The organism is Allomuricauda sp. F6463D, assembly GCF_023015965.1.
In the GTDB taxonomy this organism is placed as follows: domain Bacteria; phylum Bacteroidota; class Bacteroidia; order Flavobacteriales; family Flavobacteriaceae; genus Flagellimonas.
On the sequence record NZ_JALKAN010000001.1, the window covers coordinates 1,250,162 to 1,272,560 of the forward strand.

The 22,399-nt window shown below is 44.7% G+C and carries 22 protein-coding genes; 14 read left to right on the forward strand and 8 right to left on the reverse strand.

What is annotated here, in order from left to right; all coding sequences use genetic code 11:
* Positions 1-361 precede the first annotated feature (361 nt).
* The 5 genes from MWU56_RS05505 to MWU56_RS05525 form a co-directional block, all read right to left on the reverse strand.
* Positions 362-2,317, reverse strand: a complete 1,956-nt coding sequence (locus tag MWU56_RS05505; RefSeq protein ID WP_067036191.1) for a heavy metal translocating P-type ATPase — start codon at positions 2,315-2,317, stop codon at positions 362-364.
* A 42-nt stretch (positions 2,318-2,359) separates the two neighbouring features.
* Positions 2,360-2,776 (reverse strand): Fur family transcriptional regulator, encoded by a 417-nt coding sequence (locus tag MWU56_RS05510; RefSeq protein ID WP_067036187.1) that lies wholly within the window; start codon positions 2,774-2,776, stop codon positions 2,360-2,362.
* Positions 2,777-2,791: 15 nt separating this feature from the next.
* Positions 2,792-3,991, reverse strand: coding sequence for an efflux RND transporter periplasmic adaptor subunit (locus tag MWU56_RS05515; protein ID WP_067036184.1), 1,200 nt, complete (start codon positions 3,989-3,991; stop codon positions 2,792-2,794).
* Between the two features lie 4 nt (positions 3,992-3,995).
* Positions 3,996-8,369 carry a CusA/CzcA family heavy metal efflux RND transporter gene (locus MWU56_RS05520; protein ID WP_247042872.1) on the reverse strand — a complete coding sequence of 1,458 codons (4,374 nt, stop codon included), beginning with the start codon at positions 8,367-8,369 and terminating at the stop codon, positions 3,996-3,998.
* A gap of 123 nt (positions 8,370-8,492) precedes the next feature.
* Positions 8,493-8,801, reverse strand: a complete 309-nt coding sequence (locus MWU56_RS05525; RefSeq protein WP_108246677.1) for a DUF6660 family protein — start codon at positions 8,799-8,801, stop codon at positions 8,493-8,495.
* A gap of 23 nt (positions 8,802-8,824) precedes the next feature.
* Here MWU56_RS05525 and MWU56_RS05530 point away from each other — a divergent pair, with 23 nt between their 5' ends.
* The 11 genes from MWU56_RS05530 (at position 8,825) to MWU56_RS05580 (ending at position 15,402) form a co-directional block, all read left to right on the forward strand.
* On the forward strand, positions 8,825-9,178 hold the full coding sequence (locus tag MWU56_RS05530; RefSeq protein WP_247042873.1) for a hypothetical protein: 354 nt from the start codon (positions 8,825-8,827) through the stop codon (positions 9,176-9,178).
* Between the two features lie 321 nt (positions 9,179-9,499).
* A complete protein-coding gene (locus MWU56_RS05535) occupies positions 9,500-9,796 on the forward strand; it encodes an ArsR/SmtB family transcription factor (protein ID WP_369885153.1) in 297 nt (98 codons plus the stop codon).
* A 1-nt stretch (position 9,797) separates the two neighbouring features.
* Positions 9,798-10,400, forward strand: coding sequence for a mercuric transport protein MerTP (gene merTP / locus MWU56_RS05540; RefSeq protein WP_083158116.1), 603 nt, complete (start codon positions 9,798-9,800; stop codon positions 10,398-10,400).
* A gap of 1 nt (position 10,401) precedes the next feature.
* Positions 10,402-10,608 carry a GDCCVxC domain-containing (seleno)protein gene (locus MWU56_RS05545; RefSeq protein WP_072882309.1) on the forward strand — a complete coding sequence of 69 codons (207 nt, stop codon included), beginning with the start codon at positions 10,402-10,404 and terminating at the stop codon, positions 10,606-10,608.
* A gap of 58 nt (positions 10,609-10,666) precedes the next feature.
* A complete protein-coding gene (locus MWU56_RS05550) occupies positions 10,667-11,029 on the forward strand; it encodes a metal-sensing transcriptional repressor (protein ID WP_067036168.1) in 363 nt (120 codons plus the stop codon).
* Between the two features lie 159 nt (positions 11,030-11,188).
* On the forward strand, positions 11,189-11,458 hold the full coding sequence (locus tag MWU56_RS05555) for a thioredoxin family protein (RefSeq protein ID WP_067036165.1): 270 nt from the start codon (positions 11,189-11,191) through the stop codon (positions 11,456-11,458).
* A 17-nt stretch (positions 11,459-11,475) separates the two neighbouring features.
* Entirely contained in the window at positions 11,476-12,333 is an 858-nt protein-coding gene (locus MWU56_RS05560; protein WP_067036161.1) for a hypothetical protein, read from the forward strand.
* A 28-nt stretch (positions 12,334-12,361) separates the two neighbouring features.
* Positions 12,362-12,847 (forward strand): heavy-metal-associated domain-containing protein, encoded by a 486-nt coding sequence (locus MWU56_RS05565; protein ID WP_067036158.1) that lies wholly within the window; start codon positions 12,362-12,364, stop codon positions 12,845-12,847.
* A gap of 5 nt (positions 12,848-12,852) precedes the next feature.
* Complete coding sequence (locus MWU56_RS05570; RefSeq protein ID WP_067036155.1) at positions 12,853-13,194, forward strand: hypothetical protein; 342 nt, start codon at positions 12,853-12,855, stop codon at positions 13,192-13,194.
* On the forward strand, positions 13,184-14,005 hold the full coding sequence (locus tag MWU56_RS05575; protein WP_067036222.1) for an NHL repeat-containing protein: 822 nt from the start codon (positions 13,184-13,186) through the stop codon (positions 14,003-14,005). Before MWU56_RS05570 ends, MWU56_RS05575 begins: the two co-directional genes overlap by 11 nt.
* Before the next feature lie 443 nt (positions 14,006-14,448).
* Positions 14,449-15,402: a DUF4382 domain-containing protein gene (locus tag MWU56_RS05580; RefSeq protein ID WP_067036152.1), complete on the forward strand. Its 954-nt coding sequence runs from the start codon at positions 14,449-14,451 to the stop codon at positions 15,400-15,402.
* A gap of 62 nt (positions 15,403-15,464) precedes the next feature.
* Here the strand turns inward: MWU56_RS05580 and MWU56_RS05585 are convergent, their stop codons facing one another.
* The gene (locus MWU56_RS05585; RefSeq protein ID WP_234414757.1) at positions 15,465-16,271 is read right to left on the reverse strand and encodes a membrane metalloprotease; all 807 of its coding nucleotides are present in this window, start codon (positions 16,269-16,271) and stop codon (positions 15,465-15,467) included.
* 291 nt (positions 16,272-16,562) lie between these two features.
* On the opposite strand from MWU56_RS05585, the gene MWU56_RS05590 reads away from it, so the two are divergent.
* The gene (locus MWU56_RS05590; protein ID WP_247042875.1) at positions 16,563-16,769 is read left to right on the forward strand and encodes a hypothetical protein; all 207 of its coding nucleotides are present in this window, start codon (positions 16,563-16,565) and stop codon (positions 16,767-16,769) included.
* A 62-nt stretch (positions 16,770-16,831) separates the two neighbouring features.
* Here the strand turns inward: MWU56_RS05590 and MWU56_RS05595 are convergent, their stop codons facing one another.
* On the reverse strand, positions 16,832-18,628 hold the full coding sequence (locus MWU56_RS05595) for a ParB/RepB/Spo0J family partition protein (RefSeq protein ID WP_067036141.1): 1,797 nt from the start codon (positions 18,626-18,628) through the stop codon (positions 16,832-16,834).
* Between the two features lie 600 nt (positions 18,629-19,228).
* On the opposite strand from MWU56_RS05595, the gene MWU56_RS05600 reads away from it, so the two are divergent.
* Positions 19,229-19,843 (forward strand): DUF6088 family protein, encoded by a 615-nt coding sequence (locus tag MWU56_RS05600; protein ID WP_067036133.1) that lies wholly within the window; start codon positions 19,229-19,231, stop codon positions 19,841-19,843.
* Positions 19,840-20,838, forward strand: coding sequence for a nucleotidyl transferase AbiEii/AbiGii toxin family protein (locus tag MWU56_RS05605; protein ID WP_067036131.1), 999 nt, complete (start codon positions 19,840-19,842; stop codon positions 20,836-20,838). Before MWU56_RS05600 ends, MWU56_RS05605 begins: the two co-directional genes overlap by 4 nt.
* A 238-nt stretch (positions 20,839-21,076) precedes the next feature.
* On the opposite strand, the gene MWU56_RS05610 is transcribed toward MWU56_RS05605, so the two are convergent.
* Positions 21,077-22,351 carry a site-specific integrase gene (locus tag MWU56_RS05610; RefSeq protein ID WP_067036128.1) on the reverse strand — a complete coding sequence of 425 codons (1,275 nt, stop codon included), beginning with the start codon at positions 22,349-22,351 and terminating at the stop codon, positions 21,077-21,079.
* Positions 22,352-22,399 lie beyond the last annotated feature (48 nt).

Below are 22,399 nucleotides of genomic sequence, written 5' to 3' on the forward strand. Positions count from 1 at the left end.
ACGGCTTCCGTTTTGACCAAATGAAGTTTCATCAAACATTACGACAATAAGGGAACAAACGTATTGGAGTTACCCTACGACCGGATTATTTATCATCTACAGTGATAAGCATTTCGTAATTGTTCGGATACGGTTTTTTATGCCCGGAAGCTTTCATATTGTCTCATAAGTCCTGTCGCCGTTTCTCGAAGAATCAGACCCCTAACCTTCCTGAAGTCCCCTCCAATACACGGACAGTTGTTTGGGTGACACAACCTGCGAAGCCTCTCATGTACAATTTTATTGAAGGTCTTGGCGAACCATGGGGCTGCCAACAACGGCTGAAATATAAGTTAGCCCAAAAAATGGTTCCTCTTTGAAACTAAGTGTTCCACTTCATCCGCTGAAGTCGAACAGCATTCAATATTGCCAATAAGGCAACCCCCACATCAGCAAAAACTGCTTCCCACATCGTGGCTAGGCCTCCCGCTCCAAGGATGAGCACAAATGCCTTCACGCCAAAAGCGAGCCCAATATTTTGCCAAACTATCTTTCGGGTGGAGCGTCCTATTTTAATGGCTCGTGCCATCTTGCTCGGTTGGTCGGTCTGAATGATGACATCTGCTGTTTCAATGGCCACATCACTACCCAAGCCTCCCATGGCAATGCCCACATCGCTGATGGCCAGAACGGGCGCATCATTAATGCCATCGCCCATAAAGGCCACTTTGGTGTCTGATTGTTTTTTGAGTTCTTCGACTTCGCCGAGCTTATCTTCTGGCAACAGGCCGCCCTTTGCCCAATCAAAGTTCAACTTTTTCGAGACTTGTTGCGTTATGGAATCTTTGTCACCCGAAAGCATTATGATTTTCGAAATCCCGGCATCCCTGATTTGTTGGATGGCTTGATGGGCATCTTCCTTGAGTTCATCTGCAATGGTAACATAGCCTGCAAATTTTTCATCAATGGCCAACATTACAATAGAATCTACAATATCATCGGTTTCTGAAGGTACATCAATGTTGTTTGAGGCCATTAGGGCTTTATTGCCCACCAGCACTGTTTTCCCATTGACCGTTCCCCTTAATCCCTTTCCTGCAACTTCCGATACATCGGTTGCCTTTATATCCGTGCCTTCGGCTTTGTATTCCAAAATTGCTTTTGCTATGGGATGGGTAGATTGTTCCTCCATGGCCATCAGGTATTTCATAAACTTGGCTTCCTCAAATTGCGCGGTCTTGATCTCCTTGATTTTAAAAACCCCTTTGGTAACGGTTCCCGTTTTGTCCATCACTACCGTGTTCACTTTGGTGATTGCTTCCAAAAAAGATGCACCTTTGAAAAGAATCCCATTTCGGGATGCCGCTCCCAGACCACCAAAATAGCCGAGCGGAATGGAAATGACCAAGGCACAGGGACAGGAAACGACAAGGAATATTAAAGCGCGATAAAGCCAATCCTTAAATACATAGTCATTTAGAAAAAAGTAGGGCAAGAACGTTAATCCAATGGCAAGGAAAACTACAATGGGCGTATAAATTCTTGCAAATTTTCTGATGAACAGTTCTGTCTTTGATTTTCTGGCTGTAGCGTTTTGTACCATATCCAAGATTCGAGTGATGGAACTATCCTTGAATTCTTTGGAGGTTTCTACATCGATAACACCCTCGAGATTAATACTTCCGGCATAGACTTTTTCGTCTCTATTTATCGTATCGGGCTTACTTTCGCCAGTAATTGCCGCCGTATTGAGAGAAGCTCTTTCGGATAAGAGAATGCCGTCCAAGGGGATTTTCTCCCCCACACGTACTTGTATCCTTTCGCCAATCTCGACGGTTTGGGGATTTACGGTAACGAAATTCCCGTTACGAAGCACCAAAGCTTCGTCCGGTCGCGCATCCAAAAGGGCCTTAATATTTCCCTTTGCCCGATTGACTGCTGCATTTTGGAACAGTTCGCCCACGGCGTAAAACAACATTACGGCCACGCCCTCTGGGTATTCGCCTATGGCAAAGGCCCCTAGAGTGGCAATGGACATCAGGAAAAATTCAGTAAAGAAATCACCATGCTTTATACTGTTCCAACCTTCTCTGATGACAGGGAAACCAACAGGCAAATAGGCAAGGGTGTACCATATAATCCTTATCCAGCCCTTGAAAAACGGGAAAGCATCAAAATAGTCCACTGCAATGCCGATGATGAGCATTACAAAACTGAAAATGGCCGGTAAATAGGTCTTGAATTTAGATACACCTTCAGGACCACCATGGTTATGGCCACTTTCGCCCTGGCGTTCCTTTGAACCTAGATCACGTAGTTTTACTTTTTTCTTTTTCATAGACGGTAAGGTCGTAATTAGTTTCGTGCAACGGAAGTGCATTTATTGACCGCTGCATTTGTCGCAGATTCCCTTAATGACCAAATTGGCATTTTCTGCCACATACCCATCAGGTAGATTGATATGGGGAATCTTATGCTCAGTGAGACAGACCGTTTCATCACAGTTATCGCAATGAAAGTGCAGGTGCAGATCTTGTTCCATTTCACAATTGCAACCTGGTTCGCACAGGGCATACTTTGAAATATTGGTGCCATCATCTATTTGGTGCACAATGCGTTTTTCCTCAAAGGTCTTCAGGGTCCGGTACAATGTGGTTCTGTCCGCTTTTGAGAAAGCGTTCTCCATATCGGTCAGGGCAATGGCCACTTCCTTTTCAGCCAAATATTTATAGATCAAAATACGCATCGCCGTTGGGCGTACACCTTTGTTTTCCAATGTTTTTTCAATTTCTGTCATCATATTGTAATTTTATCAATGGCTATGTCCCGCATCCCCTTTTTTCATTTGGGCCATTAAATAGTAGGCATTGTTGTATGCAAATGTAGTATATGGCCCAACGGAATCTACAAAATCGATGGCGACCCAATCCCCGTCATTTGGGCCTGTGTTAATTTCGACAGGTTTGAAGCTCCAGTCATTGCCTTCACGCTCCGCTTTAAAAATATACTTCTTTCCTTCGTTTGAACTTATTGCACTTTCAGGCACCGCAACGGTCTCGGATTTTTGGATTTCAATCCGTCCTTCAACATACATCCCTGGAATCAGCTGCCCTTCCTTGTTCTCGATTTCAGCATGGACGTGTATCGCTTTGGGATTTTGCTCGAAAGTTTTCCCTACGGAATAAATTTTCGCAGTAAGTTCCTTTCCGGGAATGGATTGCACATTGAAGGATACTTGCTGGCCTACCTTTACTTTGTACACATCCTTTTCAAACACCATTAAATCGGCATGGACGTGATGGGTGTCAACGATTTCAAATAGGTCGGTCTGCGGTTCTACGTACTGCCCGGTTTTGACCGCTACTTTTTGGACAAATCCCTCAATGGGACTTCGCAATGCCACCCGTTGGTAAATCGTACCGTTTCTGACCCCGGATGCACTAATGTTCAATTGTTCCAACTGTGCTTCCAATCCTTTTGCTAGGCTTTGGGAGGCCCGGTATTCCGCTTCGGCCTTTTGAAAGTTGGCCCCGCTGCCCACCCCGGCATCATACAGGGTTTTTTGTCTTTCAAATTCCTTCTTAAGAAACTGGCTGTTACTGTAGGCGTTCAGGAAATCGGTCTGTTTCTGGATGATATTGGGGTGGGACAGATAGGCAACCGTTTGACCTTTGCTTACTTTGTCGCCTTCAATGACCTCTATGGACACCACATTGGCACCCACGACGGTAGTAATGGTCGCTTCGTTCTGTGGTGGGACCTCCAGTTGGCCATTGGCCTCCACATATTGCTTCATAACACGTGGGGCAACGGTATCGATTTTCATGTTAAGGTTGCGGAATTGCGTTTCCGTTAGCATGGCTTCTTTGGCTTCACCTTCTTTGTGCATTTCACCCACTTCAGGATTTTTTTGCTTTGCTTCCTCAGTATCGGCTTTGGAATTCCCACAGGAAGTAAGAACCAAGAGCATCGTCACGAGCCCGATAACGCTATATTTAAAAAGATTGTTCATTTGTCTATTGTTTAAAATATTGTAATTCAAATACTGATTCTAGATAGTTGTCAAGAGCGTCAAGTGCATCCATTTCCGTGTTTATGGCATCCCGAATAATCTGTGTGAACGCTGCATAGTCCACCGCACCCTCCACGTAGGCCAACAACGCTCCCCTGCGCTGCTCTTGGGCAAGCGGCAAGGCCTTGTCCCTATAAAATTGCCACGATGCGCTCCATTTCCGATAGGCTTGCACCGCCTGCCGATATTCGGATTGCAGCTGGCGTTTGGTATAATCTGCATTGGTCTTTGCGATTTCACTTTCAATTTTGGCGGCCTTGGCTTGACTACGCTGTCCACCTGAAAACAAAGGAACCGAAATGCCGGCTTGATAGGTGTAGAACCCGCTATTGCCATTGACCTGTTGCAGTCCGCCCTGAAGGTTGAACTTAGGCAGCAGGTCGGCACGTGCCGCATCGTATGTCGCCTCGGCCTCCTCGATGCTCCTTTGTGAAAGTTCCAGCGCTGGGTGTTTTCCCAAATCCCCGTCCCATCCCAAAACCGTTACCGAACTTTCATCAAGCTTTTCTGGAACGGAATAGTAGATGTCCGAAACCAACCAAAGATTGAGCTTTTGCAGGGCGATGGCATAATCACTTTCGGCCTGTTGCAGTTGATTGTTGATTTGTAAGGCCTGATTTGTGGCCGATGAATATTCCAGCCGGGAAATGGCCTCTACCTTGAAGTTGAGTTCTATTGCTTTTTTAAATTGTGAATAAATGGAATCCAGTTCACGGTACAGTTCAAATTTCTGTCGTTGTCGATAGGCTTCTGACCAAGCCTTTTTGACCTCCTGTTCCACTTGCAGTTCGGAAAGGTCAAGAGCTGTCTCGGCCAAAGCGATGCGTTGTCTCTGCAAACGCCTTTTTGCACTGATGCCCAACAGGTCGATATTCTGTTGTCCAACCCCAACCAAGGTATAAATTCCTTGTCCGTCCGCAATTTCTTCGCCACCTGTGAAGACTTGGGTATTGCCAAGGTCGTAAGCCATACCTTTTAGGGCGGTTTGTTTTTGGACCTCCCATTGTTTCGCTTTCAACAGCGGGTAGTTTTTCCTGGAAACTTCCACCGCCTCTTCCAATGAAATAGCGGGCAGTGAATCTTTAGGCTGGATCTGCCGTGCATTTTCAAAACCTTCTTGCGCATGCATTTTGGCAGGCAGTGCGGTGGCGAACAAAAGAAGGACCATGACCACAGGGGTAACCCATTTCGGGTCGGGTTTCCTCATCCGTTCCGAACGTCCCTCGACCCATTGGTAAAAGATGGGTAGGATAAAGAGGGTCAAGAGGGTCGAAGTTATCAAGCCACCAACGACCACGGTGGCCAAAGGTCGCTGTACCTCTGCCCCGGCCGAAGCCGAAACGGCCATGGGAAGAAACCCTAAAATATCCGTAAAGGCCGTGAGCATAATGGGACGAATCCGTCTTTTGGTGCCTTCTATAATTCTACCTTTAAGATTGGTCACGCCTTCTTCCTTCAGTTCATTGAGACCACTTATCATGACGAGTCCGTTCAGAACGGCCACGCCAAAAAGCACGATAAAGCCGACCCCCGCGGAAATACTAAAGGGCATATCCCTTAACCAGAGGGCGAACACACCGCCAATGGTGGCCATCGGGATGGCGAGGTAGATCATCAAGGTCTGTGGAAAGGACTTTAGCGCAAAATAAATCAATATGAAAATCAGGAACAAGGCAATAGGGACAACAGTTTGCAATCTATTGCTGGCGCGTTCCAGATTTTCGAAAGCACCACCATACCGAATGTAATATCCTGTGGGCAGGTCAAACTGGGCATCCAATTTTTCTTGGATATCCTCTACAACGGATTTTACATCACGGTCGCGAATATTGATGCCCACATAGGTCCGCCTATTGGTATTGTCACGGCTTATCTGCATCGGGCCGGGTTCATAACTTACCTCGGCAATTTCCCGTAATGGGATTTGCAAACCATTGGGCAGGTTGATGAACAGGTTCTGGATGTCCTCGATGCCTTGCCGGTTTTCCTTTTGAAGTCTTACGACCAGGTCAAACCGTTTTTCACCCTCGAAGATTACGCCCGCCTTTCCTCCTGCAAAGGCGGCCTGTACCACTTTATTGAGCTGTTCGATCTTTAGACCGTACTGTGCCAATTTATTGCGGTTATAGTCAATGGTGATTTGTGGCAGGCCGTCCGTGGCCTCAACTTTCATATCTGCCACACCGGGAACGGTGGCAATGATTTCCCCCATTTCCTCGGCCTTGCTTGCCAATATGCCGAGGTCTTCCCCGAACAATTTAATGGCCACATCCTCACGAACACCCGTAAGTAGTTCGTTGAAGCGCATTTCTATAGGTTGGGTAAACTCAAAATTCACACCGGGAACGATACTGATGGCCTCCTTCATTTTTTCCACCAATTCATCCTTGCTTTCTGCAGATGTCCATTCATCCGTTGGTTTGAGGATAACGAAGACATCGGCGATATCCATGGGCATCGGGTCCGTTGGTACATCGGCGACACCGATACGGCTGAGAACGGTTTCCGCTTCGGGAAATTCGGCCTTCACGATACGTTCAATCTTTGTCGTGGTTTCGATGGTTTCCGACAGGGAACTGCCGGGTTTCAAGATCGCGTGAAAGGCAATATCACCTTCGTCCAATTGCGGGATAAACTCACCGCCCATTCTCGTAAAGGCGAAAATGGCAATGGCAAAAAGGCCAAGGGCAATGCTTACGACCATTTTGGCCTTGGAAAGTGATTTGGTCAACAACGGTTCATATTTCTGCTCAATCCAATGCACGAACCTATCGCCATAGGATTGTTTTTTGGATTTTGGCGGCCGTAGGAACAATGCCGAAACCATGGGCACATAGGTAAGACACAATAGCATGGCCCCGATCATGGCGAAAATGAAGGTGAGGGCCATGGGCCGGAACATTTTCCCTTCGACGCCCTCCAAGGCTAAAATGGGCAGGAACACGATTAGAATGATCAGCTGGCCAAAGAAAGCGGCGTTCATCATTTTTTTGGAGGCCTTGGCGGCGATGTCATCCCGTGTTTCCGCACTAACGCCATTCTTTTTGACCACATAGGAGTACATTAAAAAAACGGTGCCCTCTACGATGATCACCGCACCATCCACAATGATTCCAAAATCGATTGCCCCCAAGCTCATCAAGTTTGCCCATACGTCAAAAACATTCATCAGAATAAAGGCAAACAATAGGGATAAGGGTATGGTCGAAGCCACAATGAGTCCGCCACGCCAATTCCCCAACAGCAAGACCAACACGAAGATCACGATAAGCCCACCTTCCAAAAGGTTCCCCGTTACCGTGCCTGTTGTCTCGGCAATCAATTCGCTGCGGTCAAGGAAAGATTTGATGGACACTCCTTCAGGAAGGGACCGTTGTATCTGTTCCACACGTTGGGTCACGTTTTCGATCACCTCGTTGGAATTTGCCCCTTTGAGCATCAAGATCATTCCGCCCACGGTTTCGCCCTTTCCATCTTTGGTAAGCGCACCATAGCGTACCGCACTTCCCATGCTTACCTTACCTATATCCTTAACTTTGATGGGAATGCCATTAACGGCCTTGACCACCATGTTTTCAATATCCGATATGGTCCTGGCCAGCCCTTCACCACGAATGAAGTTGGCTTGGTGGTTACGCTCGATGTAGGCCCCACCTGTATTTTGGTTGTTGTTTTCAAGGGCCGAGAACACTTCTGTAATGGTTATACCAATGGCGCGAAGTTCGTCCGGGTCAACCGCCACTTCGTATTGCTTTTTGTTTCCACCAAAGGCGTTTACCTCGACCACGCCGGGAACCATGGCCATCTGTCTCCGTACAATCCAGTCCTGGATCGTACGAAGTTCCGTTGCCGAATATTCACCTTGATGTTCATCATCTACTTCAAGGGTATATTGATAGATTTCGCCCAATCCCGTTGAAATTGGACCCATAACGGGTTTGCCAAAGCCCGAAGGGATCTGTTCTTGAACCTCGGGCAGTTTTTCGGCTACAAGTTGTCTCGGCAGATAAGTGCCCACCTCGTCATCAAATACAATGGTCACCACAGAAAGCCCAAAACGGGAAACAGAGCGGATTTCCTTGACATTGGGTAGGTTGCTCATCGCAACTTCCACGGGATAGGTCACGAATTGCTCAATATCCTCTGTTCCCAGATTAGGTGATTGGGTAATGACCTGCACTTGATTATTGGTGATATCCGGTACGGCATCGATGGGAACTTGGGTCATGCTATAAATGCCCGCACCAATCAATGCGAGGGTCAGCAGACCTATAATAAATTTGTTATTGATTGAAAAATCAATGATTCTGTTGATCATATAAAATGTGTTTTAATTCAGTTGAACCAATGCAATAGGGTTGCAAGTATGAGGGAACAGGTCTTTGAAAAGTTCAAAGTCCATAAACCTCATAATCGGATATAGCTATCCTGTAAAACTGAATTAAACCTGTGGAGGTTGAAATAGTGGGTCGGTAAATTCCTTGCCCAATCCTTCAAAATGGGTGAAATCATCTTCAAGGTAAGTCTCTTGAAGCGGCTGGAATCGAGCTATACCAAAATCCACCGTGTGCACATGGCAGCAATGGCAGTGGCAAAATGGTGAGCATAGTTCACAATTCTCGCTGTGTTCACCATCAAATTGAACCAGATAAACACCTTGGGAGTCTTCTGTTACGTTACCCGCATCACTGCAAGGAACCACATTGAGTGCCAACATGTAGATGGATAATATGACGGTAAAAAATTTCACTTTGCAAAGATAACAGAACTTTGGTGCAACTGCATTGCAAAATCCGGAAAGGACCTATTGAAGATTTAGTGTATGGAACCAAGAGCATTCCATTTCAAATTTCAAGGGATGATCAAATGGGGCAATCCGGACCATCCAAAATTCAAGACAGGAAATTTCCAATCCATTCCAACGCCCCAAAAGGCTATCGCTTTACCAGAGTACGTCCCAATCCCAATTCGTCTGGAAAAAATCAAAGTATCCAAGAACGCTCATATAACCGAAAAAATAAATCACTTCTGGAACAAGCCTCTACAACTGCCATGCAACACGAAACAAAGTACAGTTGGCAAGTGGAACAAGCAAACGTTCCTTGTAATGGACAGGTGTCCAACTGACCGTAATAAACGGTCTTAATCATAGTACAAAATGGTGGCCTAAAAGATTCAATTTATGTAGCGGGCAGTACTAAAGGCCACGTCGGATGTATAAAAGTCCTATTCAAAAGGGGCAAGTTGACCTGTAATGGGATGCTTCCTTGAAGGATAAGCCAGTCGTTCCATAAACCGGTCATAAAAAAACACAATTTATTTAAGCATTTGCTTATATAATGATATAACCTTATCTTTAATAAAATTTTTATCATGGCCCTTGAATTAAGTTGCACCCGCGCCGAGGCGGACCAAAAGCAGTTGATGCGCTGTCGCGAGACACTACGGATGAGTTCGAATTCAATCAACACTATTGGTAAGGTACTGGCCCTAGCAGGAAATGAGACCAGATTGAAGATTCTTTTCCTGCTGAACAAGGAAGGTGAGCTCTGCCCTTGTGATTTTTCAGATATACTGGAAATGACCGTACCCGCAATTTCGCAGCATATCCGTAAGATGAAGGATGCTGGTCTAATTACCTCCAGACGGGAAGGTCAAACCTTGTATTACTCACTGGTAAAAGGCCAAAGCGAGGTGTTGGAAGGCATCTTCAGCAGGCTTCAGGAAAACAAAAAAGTTGCATAGAATGAACATAGAAAAATCATCATATTCAGCAATGTTCACTGGAGTTTTTACAGCGATCACAGCTTCATTATGCTGCATCACACCTGTGCTTGCATTGATTGCGGGCACCAGCGGAATGGCATCTACCTTTGCATGGCTGGAAGCTTTCAGACCATTTTTTATAGGCCTGACCGTATTGGTACTTGGATTTGCCTGGTACCAGAAGCTAAAGTCAAAATCGCAGCAAGAAATTGATTGTGCCTGTGAAAATGATGTAAAACCTTCCTTTCTACAATCAAAAAGGTTCCTGCTATTTGTTACCCTCTTTGCGGGACTGATGCTGGCATTTCCATATTTCTCAGGGCTTTTTTATGCCCAACCGACCAAGGAAATCATATATGTGCAGCAGGACAACATGGTAGATATAACCTTTACAGTGGAAGGAATGACCTGTTCCGGCTGCGAAAACCACATTGAGAGCGAGGTCAACAAATTGGACGGTATCGTTTCAGTAAAAGCAAGCTATGAAAAAAGCAATACTACAGTTAAATATGACCGTACCAAAGTTACGGAGCAACGAATCATAAAGGCCATCAACAATACGGGCTATAACGTTTCCGAATAATATGGATACAAAAATATTATCTACCATTACCTGTCCCAAATGTGGGTACCAAGAAGAGGAAGAAATGCCAACCGATGCTTGCCAGTACTTTTATGAATGTAAAAACTGTCACGAAGTAATTCGACCTAAAGAAGGCGATTGCTGTGTTTTTTGTTCCTATGGCTCTGTCGCCTGTCCACCCATACAGAATAAATCTTCCTGTTGTTGACGAGAATAGTGGTAGACCACCCTTTTCACAACCATATATTGCAGATAAAATATAAATTATGATACCAAAAGATTTAAGCCAGGACATCAAAACGAGACTTCAAAGCATCAATGGACAGGTAAACGGTTTGGTCAGGTTATTGGACGAAAGTTCCGACCCCGAGAAGATTTTGGTACAGTTCAAAGCAGTGAAGAACGCCTTGGACAAGGCACATCACCTGCTCCTCGATGAGACCTATCGAAAGACCCTCGCCATCAAGATATCCGAGACTGTCGAGGCCTGTCCAGGAAATTGCGGCAATGAAGAACGTATCGAATTTATACGAAAGCAATTTCCAGATTTGGAATTGGACAGCCTAACGGAAAAGATGAAGGAAATAGATGCGCTCAAGGCCAAACTCGAAAACTACAAAAATGCTTGACCTCCCCATAATCACTACCGATTGGATGGCCTGCACGATGCGGGCTTTTTTTTTTGAAATTTTATTTGGAGACCACCCTACCCACCATTCTACCTTTGATGCATTGTTTGAATTCCATGTCGCGTACAGGAAATTTTAAACTATTTAAAAAACAGAAACATGAAACGTCAAGTAGAAGTATTTACGGCCAATTGTCCGGTCTGTGACCCCGTGGTCAAAAAGATAAAGGAACTGGCCTGCGATACATGTGAGGTAACGACCTATGATCTGGTCAGGCTATGTGAGGACAAGACCTGTCTTGATAAGTTGGATGAATACGGCATCAAGAAAGTGCCTGCTGTGGTCGTGAACGGTGAGCTCTTGGAATGCTGTAAGGATTCGGCCATTACCGAAATGGAATTGGTGGAAGCAGGAATTGGGCAGTCATAATTGAAAAGTGTTTGCATATGATTTGCAGAATATCCCTGAACATTCGCTATGTCAAATTGATATTGCTATTGGCCATATCAGGATCGGTGATGGCCCAGGGCCACGGCCCCCTCTATGGGCTACAGACACCGACCCTTGCCAAAGGCGGTGTGGATTTGAACGTGGCCGGGATGAGCCTAGGCACAGAAACCGAAACCTCCTATATGTTGCGCTACCTATTTTCCTATGGCATTACAGAAGATCTACAGGTAAACCTTACCACGCCCACACTGATAGAACGGTTGGGCGAGACGCCAAGGACACGGGGCAATAGCAATATGCCCGCCAATGGGGATATCGAGGCTTCCCTTTGGTACCGTTTTTTCTCGAACGCCTTTGGTGTGGGAAAGCGGTTTGAGTCCACTGCCATCGTGGGTGTTTCCACTCCTACCGATAATGTCAGGGGACAGGTCAATGTCGGCAACGCTATACATGCAGCCATTTCCACGGGCTATGCCTCACGCACTTGGTATGCATGGATCGGTGGCGGTTACCAATATTATTTTGAAAGAGATGACGAACGATTGGGCGACCTGCCCTATGCGAGTGCCGTTGTGGGGTACCGGCCCAATATCTTTTTGGGTGATTACCCAAAACCCGATTGGCGCATCTTTATCGAATCATTGGCCGAATTCCCTGGAGTCAATAAAATTGATGGACAACTGGATTTGAGCGATACGCGCAGTACAAAGGTTTTGGTGGGACCTTCTTTCCTAGGACTTTACGGTGCTTGGGGCATATCCTTTGGTGCGATGGTTCCAGTAGTACAGGATTTGACACCCGGTTGGGTAAAAGAAAGGTATCGGATTGCCGTAAATTTAAGTTATTGGTTGTAAACACAGTATAAATTAAAAAGCACATATAATGAAAAACATCAAAATGATGGCCCTGATCGGTATTCTTGGAATAGGCACGATAAGCGGCCAAATCGCCAGGGTTGACCAAGAAGTCTATGGAATGGACTGCGCGCCCTGTGCCTATGGATTGGAACGCGGGTTGAAAAAGATGGACGGGCTTCAGGAGGTTCGCGTCAGCCTGAACGATGGAAAAGCGTATTTGGGATTGGCCGAAAAAAATGACCTTACCTTACGTAGCATTCAGGAAGAGGTCAAAAAGAACGGTTTTTCGGCAAAGAAAGCCGAAGTGGTTCTAATGGGTAACGCAACGAAAGAGGATGGCCAATGGTACATCGAGACCGATAACGAACGGTTTGCGGTATCGCAGGATACATCAATCGAATTGGTTCAAAAATTGGCGGTGGGCAGGACAACGCTAAGTGGCACGGTACAGGATGAAGATGATGATAATCTCTCGGACCAATGGGAGATCATACTGTCCAAAATAGAATAGGCCTTATGAAAGTAATTCTCAAAATGGTATTGGGCACCAGCTTGGTAGCGGCCCTTCTTCCGGTAATGTGCTGTTTGGCCCCGACCTTGTTGTCGGTCGTGGCGGGACTGGGTTTCTTGGGTGGGAATTTTGAATGGGTACATCCCGTGCAGCCCTATCTGACCACTATTTCGGCAGGAACGCTTGGGTTCGCCCATTTTAAAAACATCAAAAATGAAAGGAAATGTGGGAATGCAGGTCCTTGTCAAAACCATGGACAAAAGCACCACATTAATTCGTGGACGCTTTGGACCGTTACATTTCTGGTTTTAATACTTACGATAGTAAACTATGGATATGAATATTAGACCCGCACATATTATTCAGGTTGTTTTTTTACTGTCCCTTATGTCAAGTTGTGAGCAGCCCGAGAAACAATGGCAGTTCGAACGGAAGATCATGCTGCCCGAGAAAGCCCGACCCTTGGCTTTGGCCAAAGATGGTGATGCGATATGGTTTTCCGATCCTGATTATTTTAGGCTTTACAAGATCGACCGGGACGGAGAGCTGTTGGATTCGATTACTGGTATCCAGCGACCAATGAACATCCATACTGACAATGGCACCCTGTTTATTCCCGAATTTTTGACGGACACCATCTGGCAATATAGAGATGACAAAAGATGGCCTTTGAAACTATCCAAAAGACCACAGGCCCCAGCAGGGGTTTCCATTTACGGAGATACAGTTCTTGTAGCCGATTTTTATAACCACCGAATCATCGTACAGACACCGAATGAATGCTTCACTATTGGTAGGCAGGGGCACAAAGATGGGGAGCTGTACTATCCGATAGACGTAAAGATGAAGGATAACAGGATATATGTGGCCGATGCGTACAACAGCAGAATACAGGTCTTCGGGTTCGATGGAACACACCTAAAAACCATTGGTGGAAATGAAAAAATGAACGTCGCTTCCGGTATTGCAATGGGGGGAAGGGAGTTCGCAATTACCGACCAAGAAAATGGCCGGGTGTTGATTTACAACTTTGATGGATCATTGCGGCAAGTCTTGACCGAAAGCATCAAGTATCCAACGGATGTGCAATTCGACGGGGAATACCTATACAGCACGAATTTTAAGGAGAACGCAATTTTAATCTGGTCCAGAAAATAGTGGGGACATTGGACAATTCACTTGTTCCTTAAAAAGTTCGCTTTACAAAACGACCATCCTTTAAACTGAGCGGGAAACCGATTAAGCCATTACTGAAAACAAGATTCCCAGAATCATGTTTTTGTCCCAAATTTCAAGGTTCACTTTCCCGCTTGTTGTTTGAACAATCCAATCGAAAAACGTAAATGATCGAACCTTCATTGATTTAAAATATCAGAACCATTGTTCTACGTATACGGACCAGGACCCTTGACCTCTTTAATCAAAAAAATCCAATGTGTTTCTAAGTATGCCGTATCATCTGTGAGCCCTATCGTAGGGAGTCCGAACCATCATTCCATGAAGTCGGCATTGTATTGGGCCTGTTTGACCCAAGTAGGGTTTGACGTATGCCAATTGTTATATTACTGAAACAAATAATAAATCCTTAAATCTTAATTTTTATGAAGACCCTTTTGAAAAACTTGGGAATTATCTTTGGAACAATGCTTTTGATAGTATCCTGTAGTGACAACAATGAAAATGACAATGTAGAGAAGGAATCTTATCAAACAACCCTTAAAATGACCGATGCACCCATTGACAATGCGAACGTGGAAGCTGTGTTCATCACGGTCTCCGATGTAAAGGTGGACGGAAACTCCATTGAGGGGTTCTCCAAGACCACTTTTGACCTTTCGGCCTTGGTCAACGGGCAGACCAAAACTTTGGGCAATCTTGACATGGAAGCGGGAACCTATTCCAATTTGGAACTTGTACTGGACTATGATTCCGATATGGATGGCAATGCCCCGGGATGTTATGTGGAAATGGCCGATGGGACCAAGGACAAGATCGCGTCGACCTCACAGTCCATCAATATCACTGATAGTTTCGAGGTCTTTGCCACCAATACCAATGAGATCATCATCGATTTCGACCTGCGAAAGACCATAAAGGAAGAACAGGGGACCTTGGAATCAGACTTTGATTTCGTGACGCTTTCAGAGCTTTCCGCAGGTATTCGGACCGTAAACAAAGAAGCGACGGGAGAGATTTCGGGTACGGTCAACGATTCCCAAGATACTTCCGATAAAATTGTGGTGTATGCCTATGAAAAGGGCACATACAATGCCGAAGTGGAGACCCAGGGCCAGGGTGAGAGCAGTATCAGGTTCGCCAATGCCGTGACCAGTGCTGAAGTGGGCGGAATCAACAACTCCTATAGCCTTAACTTTTTGGCCGAAGGGGAGTATGAACTCATCTTTGCTTCCTATACCCAAGATGGTACTGAGTTTTATTTCAACTCACAATTGGAAGTGGAGTCCACCACAGGTCTCGACCTGGGGGCCATCAATATCACATCGGCCCTACAGTTGAGCGCCAATGTCACCGTGACCGGGACCGCTTCGCTATAGGCAATCCCATCGATTATAACAAGAAAAGCCCCAGAACGGGGCTTTTTTTATTGTCAAAGGTTTTATTTGCCACCATTGGCCTGTAAATCTGCCAAACAGGCGGCATCCAATCCTGGAATGGTGCCGCCACTGATCATATTGATGAGCCCCTCACCGGTTTCCGCTGTCCAATACATCAGACAATCCTCAGTGGTACAATGCTTTCCGTGTGGCTCATCCTGATGCGTACTTTGCAATGGGGTACCGGCATTTACCAATCCCAATAGATGTCCAAACTCATGGTCAAGGACCGTGGTCTCCAGAACCGCAGTGCTCGGGGCCAAGGGTTGTCCGCTAAATTCCCGGATGGTATCCGCAAAGATGACAAAGGAGGTGTTCCTGTAGGCTACCCCCAATACGGAACCGTTTTCCGTGTTCTCGGAATATTCCCCATCAATAAAAAGGCCAAAAACCTTTAGGATACCCTCTTGGTTATAGGCTGTACGTATATCATCCTCCAAGTTCCTGATATCCGTAATGGAATAAACGGCCTGCCCTGGGGATGAAATCTCTGTAAGCGCAATGGTAACCCCATCGGGTTTATGGAGCCGTTCCATCAAGAAGGACTCAAAATTGTCCAAGGTTGTTGCACTGGGCTTTAGACCTTCCACATAGAATATTTCAAGGTGCAGTGCTGGAAAACGGGAACCATCCAACAGATCTGCGGCCGAATCCCCGACGGACTTACGGTTCTGTGAAACATCCATTGTGTCGTTCAATCCATTTCCATCATCCGCTTGTCCCGAGTCGGCACTGCAGCCAAGACCCAAAATACCAAGCAATCCCATTAAACAAATGGAACAAAATCTCTTTCTTACATGTAATTCCATATTTACCCAACGGCAGATAAAAAAGGATAGTATGCTCTTGTCCCGTTTATTTTTAAACCAAATTCCCTCGACCTAACGTTTCGAAAGACCTTTTTGGACAATCGCCTGAGCACCACCTTGCGGTGGCAAAATATCAATCTTTTGCTTTTGGGCAGCAAAGAGTAGCTTTCACGACCTTTGGGGAAGGGGAATTTTTTACCACCATCAAATATATCATTGTGGTGGACATAATTATCCCAAGTCTATCCTATTCCTTCAGTAAGGCTAAGAACAAATCGCGGTTCATTGATAGTGAGTTTGGCAAAAAAGAATTTTAAAAGTAATACCCTAGATAAAAAACATGTTCCCCACTCTTTTTTTGGTGTCCATGCCCATAATGGAACCATAGGTTTAATTAAGGGAAGGGATAAAGGAAGCTATCCCATTACCTTGGTCCATTCAGTAGAACCCTGGGAGCACAATAATCAGTTGGACATTATAGCTTACATAACGATGTAGATAAACAATGGATGTCCAAAAAAAAAAGAGGCCTGGTGACAGGCCCCTTCCATCAATCTTTGTTAATCCTCAATTGCCTTGGCCTGCCGTTCCAGAACTATAATCCTTTCCTTGATCCGTGCTTCACGCTTTTGACGACTTTCTGCATATGTTTCTTCAATGGCCGAGATCTTTTTTTTGTAAAAGGATAGCATCGCCACATAGAAGGATTGGTTGGTCAGGTCATTGGTATGGTTGCTTTCCCCAAGGTGTACCTGTCGGGTCAACAAAAACCGTATCAGTTTATAGAAGGTCTCTTTCTTGAAGTTTTGTTTGAACCGGGCCACCAGCTCCTCTCGGGACAATTTGGAATCCTCCCCAATGAACCCCTCAAAATGTTCCCTTTGACTATAATATCCAATGTTGTTCTCAAACAGTGAGATGGAGATGGCCACCATTTCATCCGTGGTCAAAGGTTTGTTCCTATTGATGTAATCCGTTTCCCGGATCATATCCACCACTTCCTTGAACTGGTGGTTGTTCTCGATCTGTTTTTTCCTAAGTTCCCGTGTATGAATCTTGATGATCTGTTCCTCTGGGGAACATTCAGCCATCTTCCGTTTCTCCAAGGACTTGGCACCTGAACTTCCATTATTGGTTTCTTCCCTGACCTTTACAAAAATGGACTGTGTCAAGTAGGTATCCGTTTCCAGTAGAATACCCTTTTCAAATCCATTTTCCACGGCCTTGTCCCATGCCTCCTTTTCCTCGGTGAAGGATTCCAAAGCTTCGTCAAGGAATTCAGCCAATTCTTCCTCGGTGTATTCATAGTGCCGGTGCTCTTCTTTAATGCTTTTCATGGTAGGCTCAACAGGCTCCTTTAAAATTTCGAATTCATTGGTCAAATGTACTTCTAGACCTTCTTTTTCCATTTGGGCCATGACCCACTGGTTGCGTTCCTCGTCCACCCAATATTTGTTGATGTTGGGCACCAGTTTCAATCCTTCCTTTTTTACTCTTTTCAGGAGTTGCAAAAAGGTCTTTGTCTTTTTGTTCTCAAAACAGGAGGTCCGGGTACAGACCATCTTCCCTTCCCCGAACAAGTTGCCTTGGTTGGCAGCGTTGAAAGGGCAGGCAACACATGCCCCTGCTTTGGGCAATAAGGTCTTATCTGTCACATCAAAGCCGGCCTTGGTCAGGTCAAAGGTTCGGCTCTCGATCATCCGTTTAATCCGATGTTCCTGAAATTTCCCTTCCAGGCTTTCCAATAACATCTGTTGTTCGCCGGGCTCAAAAAGTGCCACTGCGACTCCCAAGGACAAGGTCATTTCCCCATTTCGGACAAAGGCCTTGAATCCCTCGATCAAACCGGCCAATTTGATACGCTGGCGGACATAGTTCTCCGAACGCCCGAGACGTTTGGCAATCTCAACGGGTTCGTAACGGTCCAACAAAAATTGGATGGCCTCGGCCTCCTCAGTAGGTTCCACATCTTTCCTTTGGAGGTTTTCGATGATCTGGACTTCCAAAATTTCAGAGCCCGCATATTCCCTTATCATGGCTGGAATAGTAGGCAATCCTGCCAATTTACTGGCTCGAAATCGCCTTTCACCCATGATGATGATATAGCCGTCATCAGATTTTCTCACAGTGATGGGCTGCAATACACCATGCTCGGCAATACTCTGTGCCAAATGATTGAGACTTTGTTCATCCAAGGTTTTTCTGGGTTGTGTCGGATCTGGCGAAACCAAACCGATTTCCAACATCTGGATCTGTGGAACAGAGTTCCGTTCCTTCTGCGGTGTGGGTCGCTCTGCTTTTGATGATTGGTCCGCATTCCTTTTGCTTGTCGCTCTTTGTTTTGTTTGTGTTTCCATGATTTTTTGGATTTTTGGTTAAACAATATTTGAGCGGAAACCAAGCGGAAGACAAAATTTTGGAGCGGCAAGGAAACGGAATAAACAGTGACCATCGGAACGGTTTTATGCCGTCCCTTGTCCGAGAAAATAGTGCGAGCTTAACTTTCGGGAATATTGGTAAGAAAATAAAAGTTATAAGGCAAAATTCAAGCGTTGGTACCTGATGTGATTTATAATGGTTTCAAAAGCGCTCCTTGGGAACCCAATGGTTGCCCTTACCATGCATATAGACAAGTTTAAGAATTTTGGCCCAAGAGCACACTGTTCATTAATTTGTTTATAACACACCGTCGACAAAGCCCCTACCCCATTGACTTTCTTCCTGGAAAAAACTAACTTCACTACATGGTAAACATCGGTGTTCACAATTCACTTGAAATATCAAAATAGCTCATGAACACCGATGTTTACCATGTGGAAAATTTGCCTAGTGCTGTTGGTCAAGACCAACAGCACTAGGTTTACACCCTCCATCTTTTGTGATTTTCACTCTTGTCTCCCCAAAAATTTATTCGTCACATTTTTTTACTAAATTTGTGACGGAAAATAAGTGACAAAATGCCCATACCCACTGAAAAACTTATAAAAAATTCAATTTCGAACCATAAGCGTGGAAAAATTTTTTTCCCGAAAAACTTTTCCAAATTCGGTACATCTGAAGCGATAAGGCAAGCATTGAAAAGGTTAGAGGACAAAGGTTTTTTGATCCGATTGGCCCAAGGCATTTATCTATATCCCAAAGAACACAAGCTACTTGGGACGTTATATCCGTCTTTGGAAGAAATTGCCAAAGCAATCTCTAAAAGGGATAAGGCCAGAATTATTCCCACTGGGATTCAGGCACTCAACCAACTGGGGCTTTCCACACAGGTACCTTTGAATTTAGTTTACTTAACGGACGGAACTTCCCGTACCATATCCGTTGGGGAAAATACAATAAAGTTTAAAAAGGCTTCCCCTAAAATTCTAGCCGTCAAGAGTGAGACCAATATCCTTATCATGCAAGCCCTGCGCCAATTGGGCAAACACAATATAGATGACAAAACCTTGGAAAAAATAAATATGATACTCCAAAAGGTTGACAGAGAATCAATAGTTCATGATATGAAACTAGCTCCTGTTTGGATTTCTGAAATTATGCAAAATTCACTATCAAAAAGGGAACCGACATGAAGGAATGGTTTGATTTATCCGAACAGGACAGAAGAGAAGTGATTGTTCAAACAAGTATTTTAAAAGGCCTTTCACAGGCGGCCATAGAAAAGGATTGGTGGGTGGTCGCTGTCCTTCGCACCCTATTCGAAACCAAATATTCAAACCACCTGGTTTTCAAAGGAGGTACATCCTTGAGCAAAGCATGGAGACTTATTGAGCGCTTTTCGGAGGACATAGATCTGGGTATGGATAAATCCTTTTTTGAATTTGAGGGAGATCTTTCCCGAAAACAGGTTAAAAAACTTAGAAAGGCATCATGCAAGTTTGTGAGCGAGATACTGCCGCAAGATTTAGAGGATAAGCTTCATGAAATGGGCATCAAGGATTTTACCATCCATGTCCGCGATTTTGAAGAATCAGATACTGATCCCTTGGCCATTGAAATCCGCTATAAGTCATTGGTCGACAAGGTTCCCTATTTAGAACCAAGAATACTGGTTGAAATAAGCTCCAGGTCACTTCGGGGACCCTTTGAAAATAGAGAAGTTATATCGTTTATTGGGGAAATGTACAGAGGCCTATCCTTTGCTGATAAAGCCGTTAATATACCCACAGTTTTGCCTCAACGCACATTTTTGGAAAAACTGTTCCTATTGCATGAGGAATTTCAGAAACCAAAAGAACGGGGACCAATAAGAGGTCATCGAATGACAAGGCATTTATATGATGTATCCAGAATGATGGATACAGGATTTGGGGAATCGGCAATAAAGGACAAAGCATTGTACGACAAAATTGTGGCACACCGAGAAGTATATGCACGAATATCTTGGATCGATTATTCAAAGCATGGTTATGAAACTTTGAATTTCATTCCACCTGAAGAAGTTATGGCGGAATGGGAAGAAGATTATGCGGAGATGAAAGAGAGCATGTTCTATGGTAAAACGGAAAGCTTTAAAGATTTAATCAACAAGCTGACCGGCTTGAGAGATAGGTTTAATTCAGCCTAGTTCATTTTGATTCCAATTGTTCTCAAATAGCCCAGAAACAGGACTCAAATGTTAAAGTAGCGTTGAAGTAGAGTCCCTTTCCGCGACAGCTGACTTTTGACCCCTTGAAACTAAGTGTCCTGTCTTATATGTTGAAGTCGAACTGCATTCGATATTGCGCATAAAACAACCCGAAAATCAGCAAAAACTGCTTTCCTAAAAAGGTATTCTAAATAGAAATAACAATACCCCTACAGCTCTACCGTACAATTCTCAAATTGGGAACCCCACTGTTATCTTGAATTTTATGGCTGCTCTCATCCAATATGTTTTTCAATTGGGCCATGTCCTTACTGATTTTCTTTTCCACCACCCTTGCATACTTTTGGGTCGTGGAAAGCTTGGTATGCCCCAAGAGCTTGGAAACGGTCTCTATGGGTACGTCGTTCATAAGGGTGATTGTTGTTGCAAAGGTATGTCTGGCCACATGGAACGTTAGGTGCTTATCAATATTTGCCCTTTGTGCAATGATCTTTAGGTATTGGTTCACCTTTTGATTTGAGTACACAGGAAGAACAATATCTTCATTTTTGGGAAAATCCGCATACTTCTCCAAGATTTTCTTGGCTTTGGTCAATAGGGGGACCTTGACTTCGGTCTTGGTCTTTTGGCGCTTTACATCGATCCATAGTTCCCCATCGATGCCGGATACGATACCGTTGGGTTTGAGAAGTTTGATCTCAATGTAGCTCAGTCCAGTATAGCATGCAAAAAGGAAAATATCGCGGACCAGTTCCATCCCCTTTTCCTCGAATTTCAATTGGCCCAGTGCCAAGATTTCCTCCTCTTCCAGAAAAGCACTGTCATAATCCTCCATTTTCACTTTATAGAGGTTGAAGGGATTCTTGGGGATGCAATCAAATTTATAGGCCATGGTCACCAATTTCTTGAACCGTAGCATATGTTTCATGATGCCATTGTTGTTCAATGTTTGGAACGACTTGATGGGTTCGCAGTTCCGCAGGAAGTTTTCAAATTCAATCAAAAAGGCATAGTCAATGGAGGCCAACCCAATATCGGGCACCCGATATTTTTTGGCAATGAAACGTTTCAGGTAGGTCTCTGTAGAAGAATAGTTCTTGACTGTCCCTTTGGCCAGTTTGGGCAACTCATAGGTTCGGTTATACTCCAAAAGGTCCAATAGGGTGAGCATCACCTTGTCCTTCCCCAGATATCTAAGCTTGATGGATTGTGCCGTTATAAAGTTGCTCTCCGCACAGAGTTGTCGATGGCATTCCAGTAATTTTGCCCGGACGTCGTCCAAATATTTGTTGACAACAACGGATTCACTGGCCCTATGGTCCATTTTTCCCAAAATAGGACACCATCGTTCTTCAAAAGTTGATCGATGGACACTGAGATCTGCATTTTTTCCTTTACATCTGATTCGGACATAAATTGGAAAACGTCCATCTTTTTTTCTTCCTGATTTTTTCAGCCAAAAACTGATACTGAAGGCGTTAGAGGTATTCATGTGTTCTCGCTTTAAGTTAAACTTTGGATTAAGCGAAAGTCAAATCAC